17 protein-coding genes are annotated in these 19,377 nt (G+C 76.3%); 11 read left to right on the top strand and 6 right to left on the bottom strand.

The window, feature by feature from the left end; all coding sequences use genetic code 11:
- Positions 1–52 precede the first annotated feature (52 nt).
- From ACRYMY_RS17855 to ACRYMY_RS17845, 3 genes are all read right to left on the bottom strand, one after another.
- A complete protein-coding gene (locus ACRYMY_RS17855; protein WP_432548566.1) occupies positions 53–319 on the bottom strand; it encodes a hypothetical protein in 267 nt (88 codons plus the stop codon).
- A 310-nt stretch (positions 320–629) separates the two neighbouring features.
- A complete protein-coding gene (locus ACRYMY_RS17850) occupies positions 630–1,910 on the bottom strand; it encodes a hypothetical protein (RefSeq protein ID WP_432548565.1) in 1,281 nt (426 codons plus the stop codon).
- A gap of 49 nt (positions 1,911–1,959) precedes the next feature.
- Entirely contained in the window at positions 1,960–2,418 is a 459-nt protein-coding gene (locus tag ACRYMY_RS17845; RefSeq protein WP_432548564.1) for a pyridoxamine 5'-phosphate oxidase family protein, read from the bottom strand.
- 172 nt (positions 2,419–2,590) lie between these two features.
- On the opposite strand from ACRYMY_RS17845, the gene ACRYMY_RS17840 reads away from it, so the two are divergent.
- From ACRYMY_RS17840 to ACRYMY_RS17825, 4 genes are all read left to right on the top strand, one after another.
- Positions 2,591–4,015: a hypothetical protein gene (locus ACRYMY_RS17840; protein ID WP_432548563.1), complete on the top strand. Its 1,425-nt coding sequence runs from the start codon at positions 2,591–2,593 to the stop codon at positions 4,013–4,015.
- 81 nt (positions 4,016–4,096) lie between these two features.
- A complete protein-coding gene (locus ACRYMY_RS17835) occupies positions 4,097–4,792 on the top strand; it encodes a TetR/AcrR family transcriptional regulator (RefSeq protein WP_432548562.1) in 696 nt (231 codons plus the stop codon).
- A 73-nt stretch (positions 4,793–4,865) separates the two neighbouring features.
- Positions 4,866–5,840, top strand: a complete 975-nt coding sequence (locus ACRYMY_RS17830; RefSeq protein ID WP_432548561.1) for an ABC transporter ATP-binding protein — start codon at positions 4,866–4,868, stop codon at positions 5,838–5,840.
- A complete protein-coding gene (locus tag ACRYMY_RS17825; RefSeq protein ID WP_432548560.1) occupies positions 5,837–7,504 on the top strand; it encodes an ABC transporter permease in 1,668 nt (555 codons plus the stop codon). Before ACRYMY_RS17830 ends, ACRYMY_RS17825 begins: the two co-directional genes overlap by 4 nt.
- Positions 7,505–7,514: 10 nt before the next feature.
- Here the strand turns inward: ACRYMY_RS17825 and ACRYMY_RS17820 are convergent, their stop codons facing one another.
- Entirely contained in the window at positions 7,515–8,438 is a 924-nt protein-coding gene (locus ACRYMY_RS17820; protein ID WP_432548559.1) for a hypothetical protein, read from the bottom strand.
- A gap of 123 nt (positions 8,439–8,561) precedes the next feature.
- On the opposite strand from ACRYMY_RS17820, the gene ACRYMY_RS17815 reads away from it, so the two are divergent.
- On the top strand, positions 8,562–9,176 hold the full coding sequence (locus ACRYMY_RS17815) for a hypothetical protein (RefSeq protein WP_432548558.1): 615 nt from the start codon (positions 8,562–8,564) through the stop codon (positions 9,174–9,176).
- 24 nt (positions 9,177–9,200) lie between these two features.
- Here the strand turns inward: ACRYMY_RS17815 and ACRYMY_RS17810 are convergent, their stop codons facing one another.
- Complete coding sequence (locus ACRYMY_RS17810) at positions 9,201–9,806, bottom strand: YdeI/OmpD-associated family protein (RefSeq protein WP_432548557.1); 606 nt, start codon at positions 9,804–9,806, stop codon at positions 9,201–9,203.
- A gap of 37 nt (positions 9,807–9,843) precedes the next feature.
- Positions 9,844–11,079, bottom strand: a complete 1,236-nt coding sequence (locus ACRYMY_RS17805; RefSeq protein WP_432548556.1) for an ROK family transcriptional regulator — start codon at positions 11,077–11,079, stop codon at positions 9,844–9,846.
- Between the two features lie 219 nt (positions 11,080–11,298).
- Between ACRYMY_RS17805 and ACRYMY_RS17800 the strand changes: the two genes are divergently transcribed.
- From ACRYMY_RS17800 to ACRYMY_RS17775, 6 genes are all read left to right on the top strand, one after another.
- Complete coding sequence (locus tag ACRYMY_RS17800; RefSeq protein ID WP_432548555.1) at positions 11,299–13,029, top strand: ABC transporter substrate-binding protein; 1,731 nt, start codon at positions 11,299–11,301, stop codon at positions 13,027–13,029.
- Between the two features lie 28 nt (positions 13,030–13,057).
- Positions 13,058–14,044, top strand: coding sequence for an ABC transporter permease (locus ACRYMY_RS17795; RefSeq protein WP_432548554.1), 987 nt, complete (start codon positions 13,058–13,060; stop codon positions 14,042–14,044).
- 115 nt (positions 14,045–14,159) lie between these two features.
- Complete coding sequence (locus ACRYMY_RS17790; protein WP_432548567.1) at positions 14,160–15,032, top strand: ABC transporter permease; 873 nt, start codon at positions 14,160–14,162, stop codon at positions 15,030–15,032.
- Positions 15,029–15,886 (top strand): ABC transporter ATP-binding protein, encoded by an 858-nt coding sequence (locus tag ACRYMY_RS17785; RefSeq protein ID WP_432548553.1) that lies wholly within the window; start codon positions 15,029–15,031, stop codon positions 15,884–15,886. Before ACRYMY_RS17790 ends, ACRYMY_RS17785 begins: the two co-directional genes overlap by 4 nt.
- Positions 15,883–16,800, top strand: coding sequence for an ABC transporter ATP-binding protein (locus tag ACRYMY_RS17780; RefSeq protein ID WP_432548552.1), 918 nt, complete (start codon positions 15,883–15,885; stop codon positions 16,798–16,800). The genes ACRYMY_RS17785 and ACRYMY_RS17780 overlap by 4 nt, the downstream gene beginning before the upstream one ends.
- 15 nt (positions 16,801–16,815) lie before the next feature.
- The coding region (locus ACRYMY_RS17775) for a glycoside hydrolase family 2 protein (protein ID WP_432548551.1) at positions 16,816–19,377 on the top strand (2,562 nt) is incomplete at its 3' end.

The following is a 19,377-nucleotide window of genomic DNA, read 5'->3' as shown; positions in this document are numbered from 1 at the left end:
GCCCCGCGTGCACGTGCTCGCGGGGCCGTCGGCGCTCCCGGTGCCGGTCCGCTCAGGCGGAGCGGACCAGCGGGGTGACCGGCTCGTCGTCGTCCAGCGGCACCGCGCGCGGGGCGGGGTGCTCGACGAGCGCGACCACGCGCGCGGCCATGAAGCGGGCCGTGCGCACGGCGGTGCCGCCGCGGGTCACCTCGGTGACCTCCACGACGCCGCGGCCGTGCGTGACCTCCACGCGCCGGCCGGCGCGGGTCGCCCGGACCTCGTAGGTGCGGGTGTCGTCGCCGGCCTCGACGACGACTTCGACGCGGTCGCCCTTCACGGCTGCCTCCTGGCGGCTCGGGTGGTGCTGGGACGCGCACGGGTGGTGCTGGGTGCGCTGGGGGGTGCTCGCCCGGAGCGAGGGGACCCCGCGGGAGCGGCGTCGCGGCCGCGGGGTGGGAGTGGGTGGCGGTGCCCCGCCAGCGCCTGTCGGCACGGTGGTCGCTCGCAGCGACGAGGGTTGGAGCCCGGGGCATGTCCGGGGCACCGCCACCGGGTACAACCGGCGACCCCCCTCCCCCCTTCCCGGGCGGGGTGTGACGCGCGTCATGCCCGGGCGGCGCGGCCGGTGGCGCCGCCCGGGCGGGCCGTCAGCCGCCGAGGGCCCCGCGCACCTGCCGCTTCTGCTCCTCGCTCAGGCCCAGGCTGCCGGCGACGGCGTCGAAGAGCTGCTCGACGTCGGGGCCGGCGAACAGGTCGCCCAGCGGGCCGCCGGGCGCCTCCTCGTCCTCCTCGGCCGTGGCGGCGGCCAGCGCCGGCCACAGACCGGGCTCGACGGTCCACGGCTCCTCGCTGACCAGCCCGAACGCCCGCAGGTCGCCGAGGCGCTCGACCAGCTGCTCGAGGGCGGCGCCGGCCGCCGCGCCCAGCGGACCGGCCTGGTCGACGAGGCGGTCCAGCGTGCGGGAGCTGAACGGGGTGCCGGCCGCGGCGGCGGCCAGGACGGTCGGCACGAGGGCCTCCGCGACGCTGAACCCGCCGCCCAGGACGTCGGGGTCGTGGACGACGAAGCGACCCACCAGCGCCCGCCGCACCGCGCGGGCCTCCTCGTCGGGGTCCAGCCAGGTGGGCGCCTGCGGGCCCGGGCGCAGCTCGGTCTCGTCGTCGCCGTCGAGCAGCTCCAGGTCGATCATCGTGACGACGACCTGCTGCAGCCACGGCACGTCCTCCAGGGACGCCGGCGCCTCGGCGGGGCGCACGTCGAGGGCGGCCAGCAGGGCCTCGACGTCGGGCAGCGCCAGCTCCTCGTCCTCGGGCACGGCGAGGCGGTCACCGACGCGCTCCAGGACGGCGCGCGCCGCGCGCACCGGGAAGGACGCGAGCACGACCGCGTCCTCCTGCTGCGCGTCCACGTCGGCGGCGGCCGCGGCGAGCACCTCGGCGACGTCGGGCTCGGCGGGGTGCAGCGCCTCGCGGCAGGCCGGCAGGTCCTCGGGGGTGCCGGTCCAGCGGCCGGTCTCCTCCAGGAACAGCAGGTAGGCCGACCAGACGGCGCGCAGGTCGTCGGTGACGCCCTGCGGGTCCTCGGTGCCGCTGGCGGCGACCTGCGCGGGCACGACGCGCTCCAGCAGCAGCTCGAGGTCCGCGGGCGTGAAGGCCGTCGCGGTCGGCTCGCCGCCGCGCAGCTCCAGCAGGTCGTCCAGGGTGCCGGCGAAGACCTCGACGACGGCCTCGCCGTCCACCTCCGGGTCGTCGCCGGTCCACTCGTCGAACCAGGCGACCAGGGGCGCGCGCAGGTCGCGCAGCGCGCGGTCCGCGGGACCGAGGTCCCCGGGCACCACGACCCCGTCGAGGGGTTCGGGGCTGACGTGCCGGGGGCTGACGCCCTCCGGTCGGTCCGCGGGGTCGCCGGGCGGCTGCGGTGTCGTCATGCGCAGCAGCCTGCCAGCCGCCGCGCGTGCCCTCACGCCCGCGGGCGCGTCACAGGTAGCCGCCCAGCTCCACGGCCGCCAGCTCCGGCGGTCGGATGCGCCGGCCGGTCACCTCGTGCGGGATGACCCGCAGCCAGCGGTCCCGCTCCCCCACCCACGGGTCGGCGCCGGCGGCGCGGCTGGCGCGCAGCACGTCGTCGCCCTCGAGGTCGGTGACGTCCTCGGCCAGCCCGCGCACCAGGACGCTCCAGCCGGTGCGGTGGGCGGGGTCGACCTGGTCGACCTCGAAGCAGACGTTGGCGTGGTCGGCCGCCGACAGCGTGCTGCCGCTGCGCGTGCGCACCACGACGACACCGCGGTCCAGCGCGTAGTTCACCGGGACGATCACCGGGTAGCCCTTGAGGACCACCCCCAGCCGCCCCACCTGGTGGGACTGCAGGAACCGGAAGCAGTCGTCGCGGGAGAGCACCTCCGTGGTGCCCCTGCCCTCGTCGCCCTCGTCCACCATCGCGAGCCCCCTGGCCGTGCGTGCGGTCGATCCGTCGTGCCGCGATCGTGCCAGCCGGGGCGGCGGCGGGCACCTCGTCGCCGTTGGCCCGTTCAGGTGACGGGCACCGGGGTCGATGGAGGGGGCACGGCCCCGCGCGTCCGGGGCACCCCGATCCCCCTGGAGGTTCCCCGTGGCGTTCGAGCACGGCCACCCGATCACCCGCGGACCGGGCCGGGGAGTCGTCCGGCTGCTGCGGCTGGTGTCCCTGGGCCTGGTCAGCGGGTCGACGCTGACGTCGGCGCGCACGGCGTCCGCGGTGGCGGGCGCCGTGGCCCGCCAGGCCCAGCGGGCCGGCGGGCACCGGCCCGGCGGGTGGCGCCTTCCGGGACGCGCTGCGGCACCGGCGCTGGGGCGCGCCGGCGACACCGGGGTCGTGACGGGCGTGGTCGTGGACCCCGCCCGGGACGGGCGCGCGGCGCCGGCCCCGCCGGGCTCCCTGCGGGTCGTCGACCGGCCCCGGCACGGGGTCGTGCGCCTGGAGCTGGGCCACGAGCCCGACCCGGCGGTGACGCTGGTGGTGGAGGTGCGCCGCGGCGAGGGGCCGTGGCGGCCCGCCGGCGCGCCGCAACCCGCCCCCGACCGCTCCGACGTCGTGACCCTGCCGCGGCCGGACGCACCCGGGCGCTGGCGCTACCGGGTGGCCTGCGCGCGCGCCGGCGTGCTGTCCGCGTCGTGCGAGGACCCGGCCGGCGACGTGGTCGTCGCCCCGGAGCTGCCCGCGGCGTGCGCGGTGACCGAGGAGGCCGGCGCCCTGGTCGTCGACCTGGGGCGTCCCCTCGCCGACGGCGAGTCCGCCGTCGTGGAGGTCCGCCGCGGGGACGGCGAGTGGCGGTCCACCGCCTGCCTGCCGGTCCCGGGCGCACCGGGTGCGGTCGAGGTCCCCCGTCCCGCCGAGCCGGGTGCGTACGCGGTGCGGGCGGCGGTGGCGGCCGGCGGCGCCGTCTCGGCCGCCCGACGCGGCCGCGGGCGCGTCGTGGTGCCCCCGGCACCGCTGGGCCCGCTGGTGGTCGAGGACCTGCCCGGGGACGACCTGGTGCGGCTGGAGCTCGCGCGGGACGTCGACCCCTCCACCGAGACGCTGCTCGTGGAGGCCCGCCGGGGCCGCGCGGCGTGGCAGCCGGCCGTGGGCGTGCAGCCCGAGGGCGCCGGCTCCGTCGTCCTCCCCCGCCCGCGGGAGGCCGGCTCGTGGACGTACCGCGCGAGCGTCGCCGTGGCCGGTGCGCGCTCGGAGAGGCCGGCGGCCACCGCGGGCGCGGTGGTGGTGGCTCCCCGGTCGGCGGGCTGGGTGAAGGTCCGCAGCCCGCGCGCCGGGACGGTCGACCTCCTGGTGCACCCCCACCCCGCGGAGGGCGAGTCGCTCCTGGTGGAGGTCCGCAAGGTGGGCGGCGCGTGGCGGCCGGTGAGCCCGGCGCCCGTGCCCCACGCCGACGACGAGGGGTGGCTCACCACCGAGGCGCCCCGCGCGGCGGGCCGCTACACCTACCGGGTGTCCCTGCGCAGCCACGGCGCCGCCTCCGCGCCCGTGCTGGCGGACACCGACTTCTCGGTGCACTGACCGTCCTGCGGTCGGCTCGCGCCGCACAGGGTCGCGGGCACCTCTCGACACCTCGCTGAACGCACGTATAGCCTGCTGTACGTGCGTTCAGCCGAGCGGGCCGGGAGGGTCCTCGCGGACGTCCCCGCGGAGGACCTGACGACCCGCGCGCGCATCCGCGACGCCGCGGTGCTGCGCTTCGGGCGCGAGGGGTTCGGCGCACCGGTGCGCGCCGTCGCCGCCGACGCGGGCGTCAGCGCCGGGCTGGTCATCCACCACTTCGGCACCAAGGAGGGGCTGCGGGCCGCGTGCGACGCGCACGTGCTGGAGGTGGTGCGCCGCGCCAAGCACGAGCAGCTCGTCACCGGTGGCGGCGGGAGCTTCCTGCAGGCCCTGGCCACCGCGGAGCGGTTCGCGCCCGTGTTCGCCTACGTCCTGCGCTCGCTGCAGCACGGCGGGCCGCTGGCCCGCGACTTCGTCGAGCACATGGTCGACGACGCGGTCGAGTACCTGGCCGACGGCGTCGCCGCGGGCACGATCCGGCCCAGCCGCGACGAGCGGGCTCGGGCGCGGTTCCTCGTGCTGGGCACCCTGGGCGCCGGTCTGCTGTCGGTGACGCTCGACCCGCCGGCCGACCCCGCCGACCTGACGGGCCTGATGCGCCGGCACTTCGACGCCGTGGCCCTGCCCGCCCTCGAGCTCTACACCGAGGGGATGCTCACCACCCGGCGCATGCTCGACGACTACCTGGCCTACGTGCCGGACCCGCCCGCGGCCGCCGACGAGGACGCCCGCTGAGCCACCGCCCGCGACCCCCGGGTCCGCGAGGCCACCTCCGCACCACCACACCACGTCACCCCGGGGAGAACCCGTGTCCACGACGACCACCGCTCTCGAGGTCCGCGGCCTGCGCAAGGCGTTCGGCCGCGTCCAGGCCCTGGACGGCCTCGACCTCACCGTCCGCGCCGGCGAGGTCGCCGGCTTCCTCGGCCCCAACGGGGCCGGCAAGTCCACCGCCATCCGCGTCCTGCTCGGGCTCCTGCGCGCCGACGCCGGCCGCGCGGAACTGCTCGGCGGGGACCCGTGGGCCGATGCCGTGGCCCTGCACCGCCGCCTGGCGTACGTGCCCGGCGACGTCGACCTGTGGCCGAACCTCACCGGCGGGGAGGCGGTCGACCTGCTGACCCGACTGCGCGGGCCCGTCGACCCCGCCCGCCGCGCGGAACTGCTCGAGCGCTTCGAGCTGGACCCCACGCGGAAGTCGCGCACCTACTCCAAGGGCAACCGGCAGAAGGTCGCCCTCGTCGCCGCGTTCTGCTCCGACGTGGAACTCCTCGTCCTGGACGAACCCACGTCGGGCCTGGACCCGCTGATGGAGGCCGTGTTCACCGACCTCGTGCGCGAGGCCCGCGCCCGCGGCACCGCGGTGCTGCTGAGCAGCCACGTCCTGCCCGAGGTCGAGAAGGTCTGCGACACCGTGACGATCATCCGCGCCGGCCGGTCCGTGGAGCACGGGACGCTGGAGCAGCTGCGGCACCTGACCCGCTCCACCGTGCGGGCGGTCGTCGACGCCGACCCGCGCGCGGTGGCCGCGCTTCCCGGCGTGCACGGGTTCTCGGCAGAACCCGCCGGCCGGTCGGTGCGGGTGCGCTTCGACGTGGACGACGACCGGGTGGGCGCGGTGCTGGGCGCGTTGGCGCCCCTGGGCGTCCACGGGTTCACGGCGACACCGCCGTCGCTGGAGGACCTGTTCCTGCGCCACTACGGCGACGCCGGTGGAACTCCGAGCGGGAGTTCCAGCGGGAGTTCCGGCGGGAGTTCCGCCGCTGCGGCGGGTGCGCGGTGAGCGCGCTCGCGCCGGCCCGCCCGGCACCGCGCCGCGCCGGCACGCGCGCGCCGGCGCTGGACCTGACCGGCACCGGGCACCTGCTGCGGTTCGCGCTGCGCCGCGACCGGGTGCGCCTGGCGGTGTGGACGGGTTCCCTCGTGGCCCTGCACGCCTACTTCGTCACGGCCCTGTCGGCGCTCTACACCACACCGGCGGAACGGCAGTCGCGCGCGGCGCTCATGGAGTCGCCCGTCAGCACGATGATGGCCGGCCCCGGGTACGGGCTGGAGGACTACACGGTCGGGGCGATGCTCGCCAACGAGCTCGTCGGCTGGGTGGCGATCGCCCTGGCCCTGCTCAACGTCACCCAGGTGGTGCGCGGCACCCGCGGCGAGGAGGAGTCCGGCCGCGCCGACCTCGTGCGCGCCGGGGTCGTGGGCCGCCACGCCCAGGCCGCGGCGGCGTTCTGCGCGGTCCTGCTCGCCGACGTCGCCATCGGCCTGCTCAGCGCCCTGGTCATGGTCGCGGGCGGCCTGGCCGTTCCCGACTCCCTCGCGCTGGGGGTCGCCACCGTCCTGCTGGGAGCGGTGTTCGCCGCCGTCGGCGTCGTCGTCGCCCAGGTCACCCAGCACGCGCGCGGCGCCGTGGGCCTCGGGGTGGCCGTCCTGGCCGCCGCCTTCCTGGCCCGCGCGTTCGGCGACGTGCAGCGCACCCACGGCTCGTGGCTGTCGTGGACGTCCCCGATCGGCTGGGCGCAGCAGACGCGCGCGTTCGTGGACCTGCGCTGGTGGCCGCTGCTGCTGCACGTCGCGCTGGCCGTCGCGCTGCTCGTGCTGGGGGCGTGGCTGGCCGGGCGGCGCGACGTCGGCGCCGGCCTGCTGGCCCCGCGGCCGGGACGGGCGGCCGCGGTGCCGTCGCTGCGCTCGCCCGCGGCGCTGGCCTGGCGCCAGCAGCGCACGGCCCTGGTGTGGTGGAGCGCCGGGCTGGGGCTGGTGTGGCTGGCGACCGGCACCTACCTGGAGGGCGTGGAGGACATGGTCCGTGAGCTGTCGGCCACGAACCCGCAGGTCCTGGAGCTGTTCGGCGGCCGCGACGAGCTCGTCGCGGGTTTCCTCGCGGTGATGGTGCGGTTCGGGGTGCTGCTGGCCGCCGGGTACGGGATCGCCGCCGTCCTGCGGGCGCGCGGGGAGGAGTCGTCCGGCCGCCTGGAACCGGTGCTCGCGCTGCCGGTGTCCCGCACCCGCTGGCTGGCCGCGCAGGTGGGCGTCGCGGCGCTGGGCACCGGCGTCCTCGTGCTGGTCACCGGCCTGACCCTGTGGCTGGGCGCGGTCCTGGTGGGCGTCACCGACCCCGGGCCGGGCACCTACCTCGTCGCGGTCCTGGCGCACGTGCCGGCGCTGGCCGTGCACCTGGGCCTGACCGCGGCCCTGTACGCGTGGGTGCCGCGCGCCGCGGCCGCCGTCCCGTGGGCGCTGCTCGCCTTCGCCGCCGTCGTCGGCGTGTTCGGGCCGCTGCTCGACGTCCCCGCCGCCGTCGCCGCCCTCGACCCGTTCGACGCCGCCCCGCGCGTGCCGCTGGAGGACGTCACCGCCGCGCCGCTGCTGGCGACGGCGGCGGTCGCGGCGGCGCTGTGGGCGCTGGCGTTCGCGGGGTTCCGGCGCCGGGACCTGCCGGCGGTGTGAGGGCCGCCCGTCAGGAGCGGCCGCCCACCTCGACGAACGCGTCGACGACGGACAGCAGCGGCGCGGCGAGCGCCGGCGACCCGGTCCACGGGTCGGAGCCGGTGAGGACGCCGTCGGCGACGAGCTGCTCGAGCAGGGTCCGCGCGTCGCCGGCGGCGTCCGGCTCGTCGCCGCCGGCGAGCGCGGCGGCCAGGCCGTCGCCGTCCTGCGGCTGCCCGGTGGCGGCGGAGACGAGGACGGACAGGACGGCGGACTGCACGGCGGGCCGGCCGTCGAGGACGTCCAGGCGCTCGGCGATCCGCTCGGCGACGGCGGTGCGGGCCGCGCGCAGCTCGTCGTCCGGTGCGCCGTCCGCCTCGGCGGCGGCCCGCGCGGCGGCCGGGACCACCAGCAGGCCCGCGCGCTCGTCCTCGGGCGACTGCCGGGCGGCCAGCTGCGCCAGCAGCGCGAGGACGACGTTCGGCTGCGGGGCGACGGGGGTGTCGCTGACGGCGTCCAGGCAGTCGGCCAGGTCGTCGCCGGTGCCGGGCCAGGTGCCGCTCTCGTCGAGGAACGTCAGGTACAGGCGCCAGGCGGTGGCGACCTCCTCGGCGAGCTCGCCGGCGTCCAGGTCGTTGGCCTCGGCGACGGCGGGCACGGTGCGCCACAGCAGGTCGGTCAGCTCCCCGGCCGCGACGTGGTTTCCCGACCCCTCGACGACCTCGTCGCGGCCCTCCAGGACGAGCCAGCCCAGGGACTCCATGAGCCGGGCCTCGACGTCGCCGGGGTCCATCCACGTCTCGTCGGCGTCCTGGGCCTCCAGCCAGGTGCGGAACGGCACCTGCAGCGCGCCGAGCGCCTTCCCGCCGACCTTCAGCGGCGACTGCGGTCCGGTGGGCCGGGGGGCGCGGCGCGGGTCGCCGCCCCTGCGGCGGGCGGGCTTCTTCTTCGGCACAGCGGGCTCCGGGGGTCGTCGTCGGGGCGCCGAGCCTAGGGCCCGCCGGGCGCGGGACGGACCCCGCCGGTGCCGGTGGGGGCAGGATGGCCGTGTGAGCGCACCGGTGACGCGAGGTGACCGTTGAGCCCCGCGGAGGGCCCTGGACCGGGAGCCGCCCGGCGCCACGGCCGCGCCGCGGGCGAGCCGCCGCTGCTGGTGGACCCGCGGCGCTGGGGCAGCCTGATCGGCCTGGCCGGCGGCGCGGTGTTCGTGGGCAGCTACTCGGCCGCGCTGGGCCCGGTGGTGGCCGCGGTCGCGGGGACGGCGACGGTCGCCGGCGTCGTGGCGGCCCTGATCGCCCACTACGTCCGGCCGGTGCCGCTGGGCCCGCTGGCCCGTCCGAGCCCGCTCGCCCTGGCGGTCTACGGCGGCTGCGTCGTGGGCGAGCTGGTCCTCATCGCCGCCGGGTCGCGGGCCCTGGACGCGGCGGGGCGCGGCGAGCTGCGGCCCGCGCTGATCGCCCTGGCCGTCGGACTGCACTTCGTCCCGTTCGCGTGGGCGTTCCGCGAGCGGATGTTCCTGCACCTCGGCGGGGTCGTCGCCGCCCTCGGCGCGCTCGGGCTGGCGGCGGGCGCGCTCGGCGTCCCCCGTGCCGCCGACGCGGTGGCGGTGCTCGCCGGCCTCGTCATGATCGCCTTCGTCCTGTCGTACGCGCGGGGGCGCTACGCCCCCGCGCGCGCCGCCGACGACCGGTGAGCCGGGTGCGCACGGGACCCGCGCTCAGCGCGGGTCCGCGGGGCGCGCCCGTTGCGGGAACGGCGTCTCGCCGCGGGCGAGCATCGCGACGAACTCGGCGATCTTCCGCTGCCGGGTCTCGGGCCGCTTCACCGCGCCCAGGCGGTGGATCAGCGCGTAGCGGTTCGTCGTCGTGAGCACCGCGAACATGGCCGCCGCCGCGGGGTCGGTGGCGACCGCCATCGCGAGGTCCTCGGGCACCACGGCCTCCGAGGGCGGCGCGTACGCGGCGGCCCACCGGCCGTCGGCCTTCGCCGCCTCGACAGCCGCGAGCCCCGCCGGCCGCACCCGCCCCTCGTCCTGCAGCCGCGCCACGTTGGCGACGTTGCGCTGCGACCACGCGCTGCGCGGCCCGCGCGGGGTGTACCGCACGAGCGAGGTCTGCTCGTCGCGCTTGCGGCCCTGCCCGTCGATCCACCCGACGCACAGCGCCTCGTCGACGGCCTGCTGCCACGTCAGCGTGGTCACCGTCCCGCCCTTGCGGCCCAGCGCCAGCCACACCCCCGGCGAGGTGGCGTGGTGCTCGGCCAGCCACGCGCGCAGCGCGGCGGCGTCGGGGACGACGAGTTCTGCGAGCTCCTGCGCGGCCACGGCGGCACGCTAGGGGGCACCTCGGACACGAGGGGTCTCAGCGGGCCAGGCGCTCCTGCAGGAGCAGGGCCGCGGCGCCGACGGCGGGGGCGGTCGCCGCGGCGGTGGAGACCGTGACGCCGACCGTCCGGCCCCACACCCGCCGGCCGGGGGTGCCGACGCGCTCGGTGATGGCGGGCCCGTAGATGCTCGAGGCGGCGGCGAAGCCCGGACCGGTGAGCACGAGCAGGTCGACGTCGACGAGGTTGACGAGGGTCTCGGCCGCGGCGGCCACGTAGCGGGCGGAGTCGGCCAGCAGCGCCCGGCACGCGGGGGCGCCGGTGCGCGCGGCGCGCGCCACGGCGGCGAAGTCGGTGACCACGGACCGGCGCGAGGTGGCCCCCAGCCCGGCCTCGGCGCGGGCCACCGGGTCGGCCAGGGCGCGGGCGACGACGGCCACCGGGCCGGCCACGGCTTCCAGGCAGCCGCGGGCGCCGCACGCGCACGCGGGGCCGTCCACGTCGACGCACACGTGCCCGAACTCCCCCGCCAGCCCGTGCGCGCCGCGGTGGGCGGCCCCGCCGAGGACGAGGCCGGCGCCGATGCCGTCGGCGAGGTAGAGGGCGGCGAAGGAGCGCCCCGCGTCCAGGCGGGCCACCCAGTACTCCCCGACCGCGGCGGCCGTGGCGTCGTTCTCCACGAGCACGGGCCACCCGGTCAGCTCGGCCAGGCGCGAGCGCAGGCGCTCGCCGTCGACGCCGCGCTGCTGCCCGGCCTCGTCGGGACCGGGCCCGCGCGCGGCGCGGCGCAGCATGCCGTCCCCGGCGCCGCCCCAGACCAGCCCGATGCCCAGGCAGGTCCCGCGCGGGTGCCCGGAGCCCTCCAGGAGCCGGTCGACGTCGGCCGCGAGGCGGGCCGCGAGGTCGTCGGCGGTGGCGCGGGCAGCGATCCGGCGGGTCAGGCGCGCCAGGACGCCGCCGGTCTGGCTGGTGAGCACGTAGGTGACGGTGGTGGTCGCCAGGTCGATGCCGACGGCGGTGCGGCCGCCCGGGTCCAGCTGCAGCAGCGTGCGGGGTTTGCCGGCCGTGGGCGCGCGCCCCACCTCGGCGACCAGCCCCTCCTGCAGCAGGCGGCGCACGGTGGTCGACACGGACGCCTCGGTGAGGCCGGTGAGGGCGGCCAGCTCGACGCGGCTGACCGGGCCGGAGGCGCGCAGGGCGTCCATGAGGCGCTCGCGCGCCCCGGGACGACCGGGGCGGCGGCGGACGCCGGGGTGCTCGTCGAGCGACGTCATGAGTGCTCCTGGGGGGCGGGTGCGGCGGCGCGCGGCCGGCCGGCCGACCCGACTGTAGCCGGGGAGCGGGAGCGCGCCGGAGGTCTTGACGGTTCTTAGTCAACTTCATTAAGTTGCTCGTGACGGATCGCGGAAGGCCCGGCACCGATGGCGGTGGACGAGGAGCGGTCCGGCACTCGCACCGCCGCGAGCTGCGGCCAGGAGACCGAGGACCCCGCCATGCGCCTGACGTCGTCGCACCCGCTCCCCGCCCCGTCCACCTCCCCCGGCACCCGCCGCCGGCGCCTGCGCCTGCTCGCCGCGGGGCTCTCCGCCACGGCCCTGCTGGCCGCGGGCTGCTCCGGCGGGGCGGAGGGCACCGGCGGCGGCGGCTCGGACGGCACCCTGATCGCCCTCGGCGGCCAGGGCGACTACCAGCTGAACTTCAACCCCTTCTCCCCCTCGGAGATCGGCGGCCGCGGCAACATCTACGAGGCGCTGTTCTTCATCAACAAGACCGCCGACTCCGACCCCAAGCCGCTCCTGGGGACCGAGTACTCCTGGAACGAGGACGGCACCGAGCTGTCGGTCACCCTGCGCGAGGGCGTCACCTGGAGCGACGGCGAGCCCTTCACCGCCGACGACGTCGTCTTCACCTTCCAGATGCTGCTGGACCACCCGGGCATCAACGCCACCGGTTTCGACGGGTCCGTCGCGAAGGTCGACGACACGCACGTGACCTTCACCTGGGACCGGCCCGCGTTCACGAACGGCCCCGACGTCCTGAGCCAGATCACCATCGTCCCCGAGCACCTGTGGCGCGACGTCGACCCGGAGACGGACGTGGTGGAGGACCCGGTCGGGACCGGTGCCTACGTCCTCACCGACTACAAGCCGCAGGCGTACACGACCGAGGCGAACCCCGACTACTGGGGCGGCGAACCGGCCGTGAAGACGGTCCGCTTCGTGACGCTGGCCAACAACCAGGCCGGCGCGGACGCCATCGCGGCCGGCACCATCGACTGGCAGACCGGGCCCATCCCGGACATCCAGAACACCCACCAGAACTTCCCGGACTACGACACGGGCACCGTCGCGCAGATGCAGATGGTCCTGGGCGCCTGCTCGAACGCCGACCTCGGCTGCGAGGGTCCGCAGACCGACCCGGCCGTGCGCCGCGCCCTCTTCCACGCCATCGACCGCGAGCAGACGAACCGCCTGGCCTTCCAGGACACCGCGCAGGAGATCTCCCCCTCCATGGCGCTGACCAGCACGCAGGAGGCGACGATCTCCGCGCAGGTCGAGCCGAAGGTCGCCCCGATGAGCGCCGAGCCCGAGGAGGCCGCGGCGATCCTGGAGGCCGCCGGGTGGACGAGGGGCGCCGACGGCGTCTACGCCAAGGACGGCGAGCGCCTGTCGCTGACCGTCGAGGTCGTCAGCGGCTGGACCGACTACATCACGGCCCTGCAGACCATCGCCGAGCAGGCCAAGGCCGCCGGCATCGAGGTCCAGACCGCCCAGTCGTCGTGGAACGAGTGGACCGACAAGCGGCTGAAGGGGAACTTCGAGCTGGCCATCGACTCGCTGTGGCAGGGTCCGGCGCCCGACCCGTTCTACCTCTACAGCTACTTCTACGACGGCCGGATGACCGCCCCCGCCGGTGAGCAGGCTCCCGGCAACAACTGGTCGCGCTTCGCCGATCCGGCCGTCGACGCGGCCCTGGACGAGCTGGCGCGCCTGAACCCCGAGGACACCGCCGGCCGGCAGGCGCAGTTCGACGTCATCCAGACCACCATCGCCGAGCAGATGCCCTACGTCCCGCTGATGACCGGCTCCAACATCAGCGTCTGGAACGTCTCCAAGTTCTCCGGCTGGCCCGTCGACGGCGAGCAGTACGCCTTCCCGGCGATCTGGTCGGACTTCGACGCCGCCGAGATCTTCAAGACGCTGACCCCGAACAGCGCGGACTGACCCGCGGGTCACCGGCCGAGGAGACGACGTGGACTACCTGCTGCGCAAGCTCGGCTTCTACGCCGTCGCCTGCTGGGCCGCGCTGACGCTGAACTTCCTCATCCCGCGCATGCTGCCCGGGGACCCGGTCGACATCCTGCTGGCCAAGCTCAGCCAGCGGGGTGCGACCGTCACCCCCGAGACCCGGGCCGCCTACGCGACGCTGCTGGGCGGGGACACCGACCAGCCCCTGCTCACCCAGTACGTCACCTACCTGGGCAACCTGTTCCGCGGTGACCTGGGGACGTCGGTCAGCTACTTCCCCGCCCCGGTGACCGAGGTCATCGCCGCGTCCCTGCCGTGGACGGTGGTCCTCATCGGGATCGCCACCGTCATCGCCTCCGTGCTGGGCGTCGTCCTGGGTGCGCTCGTGGGGTGGCGGCCGGGGACGTGGCTGGACTCGATGGTCCCCGCGACGACGCTGCTGGCGGCGGTGCCCTACTTCTGGCTCTCGCTGGTGCTGGTGTACGTCCTGTCCCGGGTGATGGGCCTGTTCCCCGCCCAGGGCGGCTACGACGTCGTCCTCACCCCCGGCTGGAACACGGAGTTCATCGGCTCGGCGCTCTACTACGGGTTCCTGCCGGCGCTGACCATCGTGCTGGCGTCCGTGGGCGGCTGGCTGCTGGGGATGCGCAACATGATGGTCTCCACGCTGTCGGAGGACTACGTCCTCACCGCGCGCGCCAAGGGCCTGCCGAACCGGTGGGTCCTGCGCGACTACGCCGCCCGCAACGCCGTGCTGCCGTCGGTGGCCGGGTTCGCCATCTCGCTGGCCTTCGTGGTGTCCGGGTCGGTGGTCACCGAGCAGGTGTTCAGCTACCCCGGCATCGGCTCACGGCTGCTGTCGGCGGTGACGAACAACGACTACGCGCTCATGCAGGGCGTCTTCCTGTTCATCACCCTCGCCGTGCTCGGCGCCAACCTCGTGGTCGACCTGCTGTACGGCCTCATCGACCCGCGCACCCGCGCCCGGTGACGGAGGAGATCCCGTGACGAACATCGAGTCCGCGCCGCCCGTCGACCTCGGGGAGACCGCGGAGCCGGCCGCCCGGCGCGGCCCCGTCCCCGCCTGGCGCCTGCTGCTGCCCACGATGACGCCGTGGCTGGCCCTGGGCCTGGCCCTGGTCGGCGGGACGGTCCTGTTCGGGCTGGTCGGGCCGCTGCTGGTCGGGGACCCGGACACGATCCGCGACGTCGGCCTGCAGGGGCCCACGGGCGAGCTGTGGCTGGGCACCACCCAGACCGGGCAGGACGTCTTCGCCCAGCTCGCCCACGCCACCCGCGGGTCGCTGCAGATCGGCCTGCTCGTCGGGGTCCTCGCGACCGTCCTGTCGGCGTTCTTCGGCATCTACGGCGCCTACCTGGGCGGGGCGGCCGACGAGGCGTTCTCCCTGCTGACCAACGTCTTCCTCGTCATCCCCGGCCTGCCCCTGGTCATCGTCATCTCCGGGTTCGTGCCGCGCGAGAGCCGGGGCCTGTGGACCATCGCGGTGGTGCTGGCGCTGACCAGCTGGGCGGCGTCGGCGCGGGTGCTGCGCGCGCAGACGCTGTCGGTGCGCCAGCGCGAGTACGTCGCGGCCTCGCGGCTGGCCGGGGAGCGCTCCTGGCGGGTCATCGTCGTGGAGATCCTGCCGAACCTGCTGCCCGTGCTCGCGTCGCAGTTCGTCTTCGCCGTCATCGCGGCCGTCCTCGGCGAGGCCGGCCTGTCGTTCCTCGGCCTGGGAGCCTCCGGCTCCTCGACGCTGGGCACGATGCTCTTCTACGCCCAGAACGGCTTCGCCCTGCCGCTGGGCGCCTGGTGGTGGTTCGCCCCGCCCGGGCTGCTCATCGCCCTGTTCGGCACGGGCCTGTCGCTCATCAACTTCTCCATCGACGAGATCGTCAACCCCAAGCTCAAGAACGCCCGCCTGCACCGGCGGCGGGCCCGCCAGGCCGCGAAGGCCGCGAGGAGGGAGCAGCGGTGACCGCCACGCGCGAACCCGTGCTCAGCGTCCGCGACGTCAGCGTCGTCTACGAGACCGAGCAGCCGGTGACGGCCGTCGACGCCGCCTCGTTCGTCCTGCACCGCGGGGAGGTCCTCGGCCTGGCCGGGGAGTCCGGCTGCGGCAAGACGACGCTGGCGTACGCGGTCAGCCGCCTGCACCAGCCGCCGGCGCGCGTCGCCTCCGGTTCGGTGGTGCTCCACGACCGCGACGGCGGTGACGTCGACGTGCTGGCCCTGGAGGGCGAGCGGCTGCGCGCGTTCCGCTGGGCGCAGCTGTCGATGGTGTTCCAGGGGGCGATGAACGCCCTCAACCCCGTGCGCACGGTCGGCGCGCAGCTCGACGACACCCTGCGCGCGCACGACCGCTCCGTGTCGAGGCAGCGCCGGCGCGCCCGTTCGGCGGAGGTGCTCGAGCGCGTCGGCGTGGACCCCGCCCGCTCGCGCTCCTACCCGCACGAGCTGTCCGGCGGGATGCGCCAGCGCGTGATGATCGCGATGGCGATGCTGCTGGAACCGCAGGTGATGGTCATGGACGAGCCCACCACGGCCCTGGACGTCGTCGTGCAGCGCGACATCCTGCGCGAGATCGTCCGGCTGCGCGACGAGCTGGGGTTCGCGGTCGTCTTCATCACCCACGACCTGCCGCTGCTGCTGGAGATCAGCGACCGGATCGCCGTCATGCGCCACGGCCGGATCGTCGAGCTGGACACCGCCGAGACGCTGTACCGGCACGCGGCGCACCCGTACACCCGCCAGCTGCTCGGCTCGTTCCCCAGCCTGTCGGGCGAGCGCGGCGCGTTCGTCCGCACCGGCGTGCAGGAGGAGGTCGCGTGACCAGCGTCGCCGTGAAGGACCTGACGAAGGAGTACCGCGTGCGGGCGGGGGTGCGCCGCACCGCGCTGCGGGCCGTGGACCGGGTCAGCTTCGACCTGCTGCCGCGGCGCACCGTCGCCCTCGTCGGGGAGTCGGGGTCGGGCAAGTCCACCATCGCCAAGCTGCTGACCCGGCTGGAGCGCCCCACCTCCGGCTCGGTCGACGTGCGGCTGGACGACGGCACGCCCGTGCAGGGCTCGCTGTACCGGCGGCAGGTGCAGATGGTGTTCCAGGACCCGTTCGCCTCCCTGAACCCCTTCCACTCCGTGGCCCACCACATCGCCCGGCCGCTGCTGCTGCACCAGCGCACCCGCGGCGCCCGCGAGACCCACGAGCGGGTGCTGGAGCTGCTGGAGCGGGTGAACCTGACCCCCTCCGACGTCGTCGCCGCCCGCCGCCCCCACGAGCTGTCCGGCGGGCAGCGCCAGCGCGTCGCCATCGCCCGCGCGCTCGCCCCCGGCGCGAAGGTCCTGGTGGCCGACGAACCCGTCTCGATGCTCGACGTGTCGATCCGCCTGGGCGTGCTGAACCTGCTCGCCCGGTTGCAGCGCGAGGAGGACCTGGCCGTCCTCTACATCACCCACGACCTGGCCACGGCCCGGCACTTCTCCGACGAGGTCCTGGTGCTGTACCGGGGCCGGGTCGTGGAGCGCGGGCCGGCCGACGCGGTCATCCTCGACCCCCACCACGACTACACGAAGCTGCTGGCGGCGGCCGCGCCCGACCCCGAGCGCGTGGGCAAGGTCGTGGCCGGCGAGCAGGTCGTCGACCGCGCCTCGATCGACGGCACCGTCTGCTACGACCACCACCTCGGCGCCTGGACGAGCACCGACCGCACCACCGACGGCGCGGCCCGCTCGCGCGCCACCACCTGAGGAGAGGACACCCCCGTGGACGTGCAGCAGCTGCACGACGGCTGGACGCTGCGCCCGCTCGAGGGCGACCTGCCCGAGCGGGTGCGCCGCGGCTTCGCCGCCGGCCCCCTGCCGGCGACCGTGCCCGGCACCGTGCACACCGACCTCCTGGACGCCGGTCTGGTCGAGGACCCCTACGCCGGGCTGGAGGAGGCCGCCCAGGCGTGGCTGCACCGCAGCGCGTGGGACTACGAGCTGACGTTCACCGCCGGCGCCCCCGCCGCCGGCGAGCGCACCGACCTGGCGTTCGACGGCCTGGACACCGTGGCCGCGCTGGAGCTGAACGGCGTCCCGCTCGGGCGCACCGCGAACATGCACCGGCGGTACCGGTTCGACGTCACCGGCGCCCTGGCGGCCGGGGAGAACCGGCTGCGGGTGCGGTTCACCTCCGCCCTCGAGCACGCCGAGGGCGTGGAGAAGGACCTCGGCGCCCGCCCCCGCGCCTACGCCCACCCGTTCAACGCCGTGCGCAAGATGGCCGCCAGCTTCGGCTGGGACTGGGGCCCGGACCTGCAGACCGCCGGGATCTGGAAGCCGGTGTCGCTGCAGCGCTGGCGGACCGCGCGGCTGGCCGCCGTGCGGCCCCTCGCGGTCCTCGACGGCTCCACCGGCCGCCTGCGGGTGGCCGTGGACGTGGAGCGCTCCGGGCTGGAGGGGGCCGGCGACCTGGCCCTGCACGTGCGCGTGCGCGACCTGCCCGGCGGTGAGCTGACCGCGTCGGCGCCCGTCGCCGCCGGTGCCAGCGCCGCCGAGGTGGCCGTGGACGTCGAGCGGGCCCCGGTGTGGTGGCCGCGCGGGTACGGCGAGCAGCCGCTGGTGCGCGTCGAGGTCGAACTGCGCACCCGCGCCGGCGACCTCCTGGACCGCTCCGAGCACCGCACGGGTTTCCGCTCGGTGCGCCTGGACACCGCGCCCGACGAGCACGGCACCTCCTGCGTCCTCGTCGTCAACGAGCTGCCGGTGTTCGTGCGCGGGGTGAACTGGATCCCCGAGGACCACCTGCTGACCCGCCTGGACCGCGCCCGGTACGCGCGGGCGCTGGGCGACGCCGTCGAGGCGAACGTGAACCTGGTGCGCGTGTGGGGCGGCGGGATCTACGAGAGCGACGACTTCTACGCCCTGTGCGACGAGCTGGGCCTGCTGGTGTGGCAGGACGTCCTGCTGGCCTGCGCCGCCTACGCCGAGGAGGACCCGCTGGGCGCGGAGCTGGAGGCGGAGCTGCGCGACAACGCGGTGCGCCTGGCCGCCCACCCGTCGCTGGCGGTGTGGAACGGCGGCAACGAGAACCTGTGGGGGCACGAGGACTGGGGCTGGAAGGAGGAGCTGGGCGGCTCCACGTGGGGGCTGGGCTGGTACGAGGACCTCCTCCCGCGCGTGCTGGCCGAGCTGGACGGCACCCGCCCCTACTCCCCCGGCAGCCCCTCCAGCCCGGCGAGCCCCGCGGGTCTGCACCCCAACGACCCCGACCACGGCACCCACCACGTGTGGGACGTGTGGAACGAGCTGGACTGGACCCGCTACCGCGACCGCGTGCCGCGCTTCTGCTCCGAGTTCGGCTGGCAGGCGCCGCCGTCGGCGGCCACCCTCGCCGAGCTGCTCGGCCCGGACGAGCGCTCCACCACCTCCCCGGTGTTCCTGGCCCACCAGAAGGCCGTCGACGGCAACGGCAAGCTCGAGCGCGGCATGGCCCCGCACACCGGTGTTCCCGCGGACTTCGACGACTGGGTGTGGGCCGCGCAGCTGAACCAGGCGCGCGCGGTGACGGCGGCGGTGGAGCACCACCGCTCCTGGTGGCCGCGCACCGCGGGCAGCGTCTACTGGCAGCTGAACGACTGCTGGCCCGTCACCTCCTGGTCGGTCGTCGACGGCGCCGGGCGGCGCAAGCCCGCCTTCCACGCGCTGCGGCACGCCTACGCTCCGAGGGTGGTCACCGTGCAGCCGCGGGAGCAGGGCCTCGTGCTGGCCGTCGTCAACGACACCGGGCAGCCGTGGCCGGTGCGGGCGCTGGCCCGCCGCACCGGCGTGGACGGGCGGGTGCACCACGAGGAGGTCCTCGCCGTGGACGTCGCGGCGCGCTCGGTGGCCGAGGTGCCGCTGCCGGAGGCGCTGACGGGCGCCGACGACCCGGCGCGCGAGGTGCTCGTCGTGGACGCCGGCGGGTCGCGGACCCTGCACGCGTTCGCCGAGGACCGCGACACCGCGTGGGACCCCGAACCCGTCACCGCGAGCGTCACGCCCGTGCCCGGCGGGTACGCGGTGCGGGTGCGGGCGCACGCCGTCGCCCGCGACGTCACCCTGCTCGCCGACGTGCTGGCGCCCGACGCCGTCGTCGACGACGGGCTCGTGAGCCTGCTGCCCGGGGAGTCGCGCACGTTCACCGTGCGCACGGCCGCCGCCGTGGACACCGCCCGCTTCGGCGGGCGGGACGTCCTGCGCACGGCCAACCAGTTCGGGGGGGGGGGGGGGGGGGGGGGGGGCGCCCCCCCGCGCCGCCCCGCGGGGGGGTTGTTGCGGGGGGTGGTGGGCCGGCGCCCGCAG

Source organism: Kineococcus haloalkalitolerans, assembly GCF_050871905.1.
Classification (GTDB): Bacteria; Actinomycetota; Actinomycetes; order Actinomycetales; family Kineococcaceae; genus Kineococcus.
The sequence above is the reverse complement of the archived record's forward strand: the minus strand, read 5'-3'. Positions and strand labels throughout refer to the sequence as shown.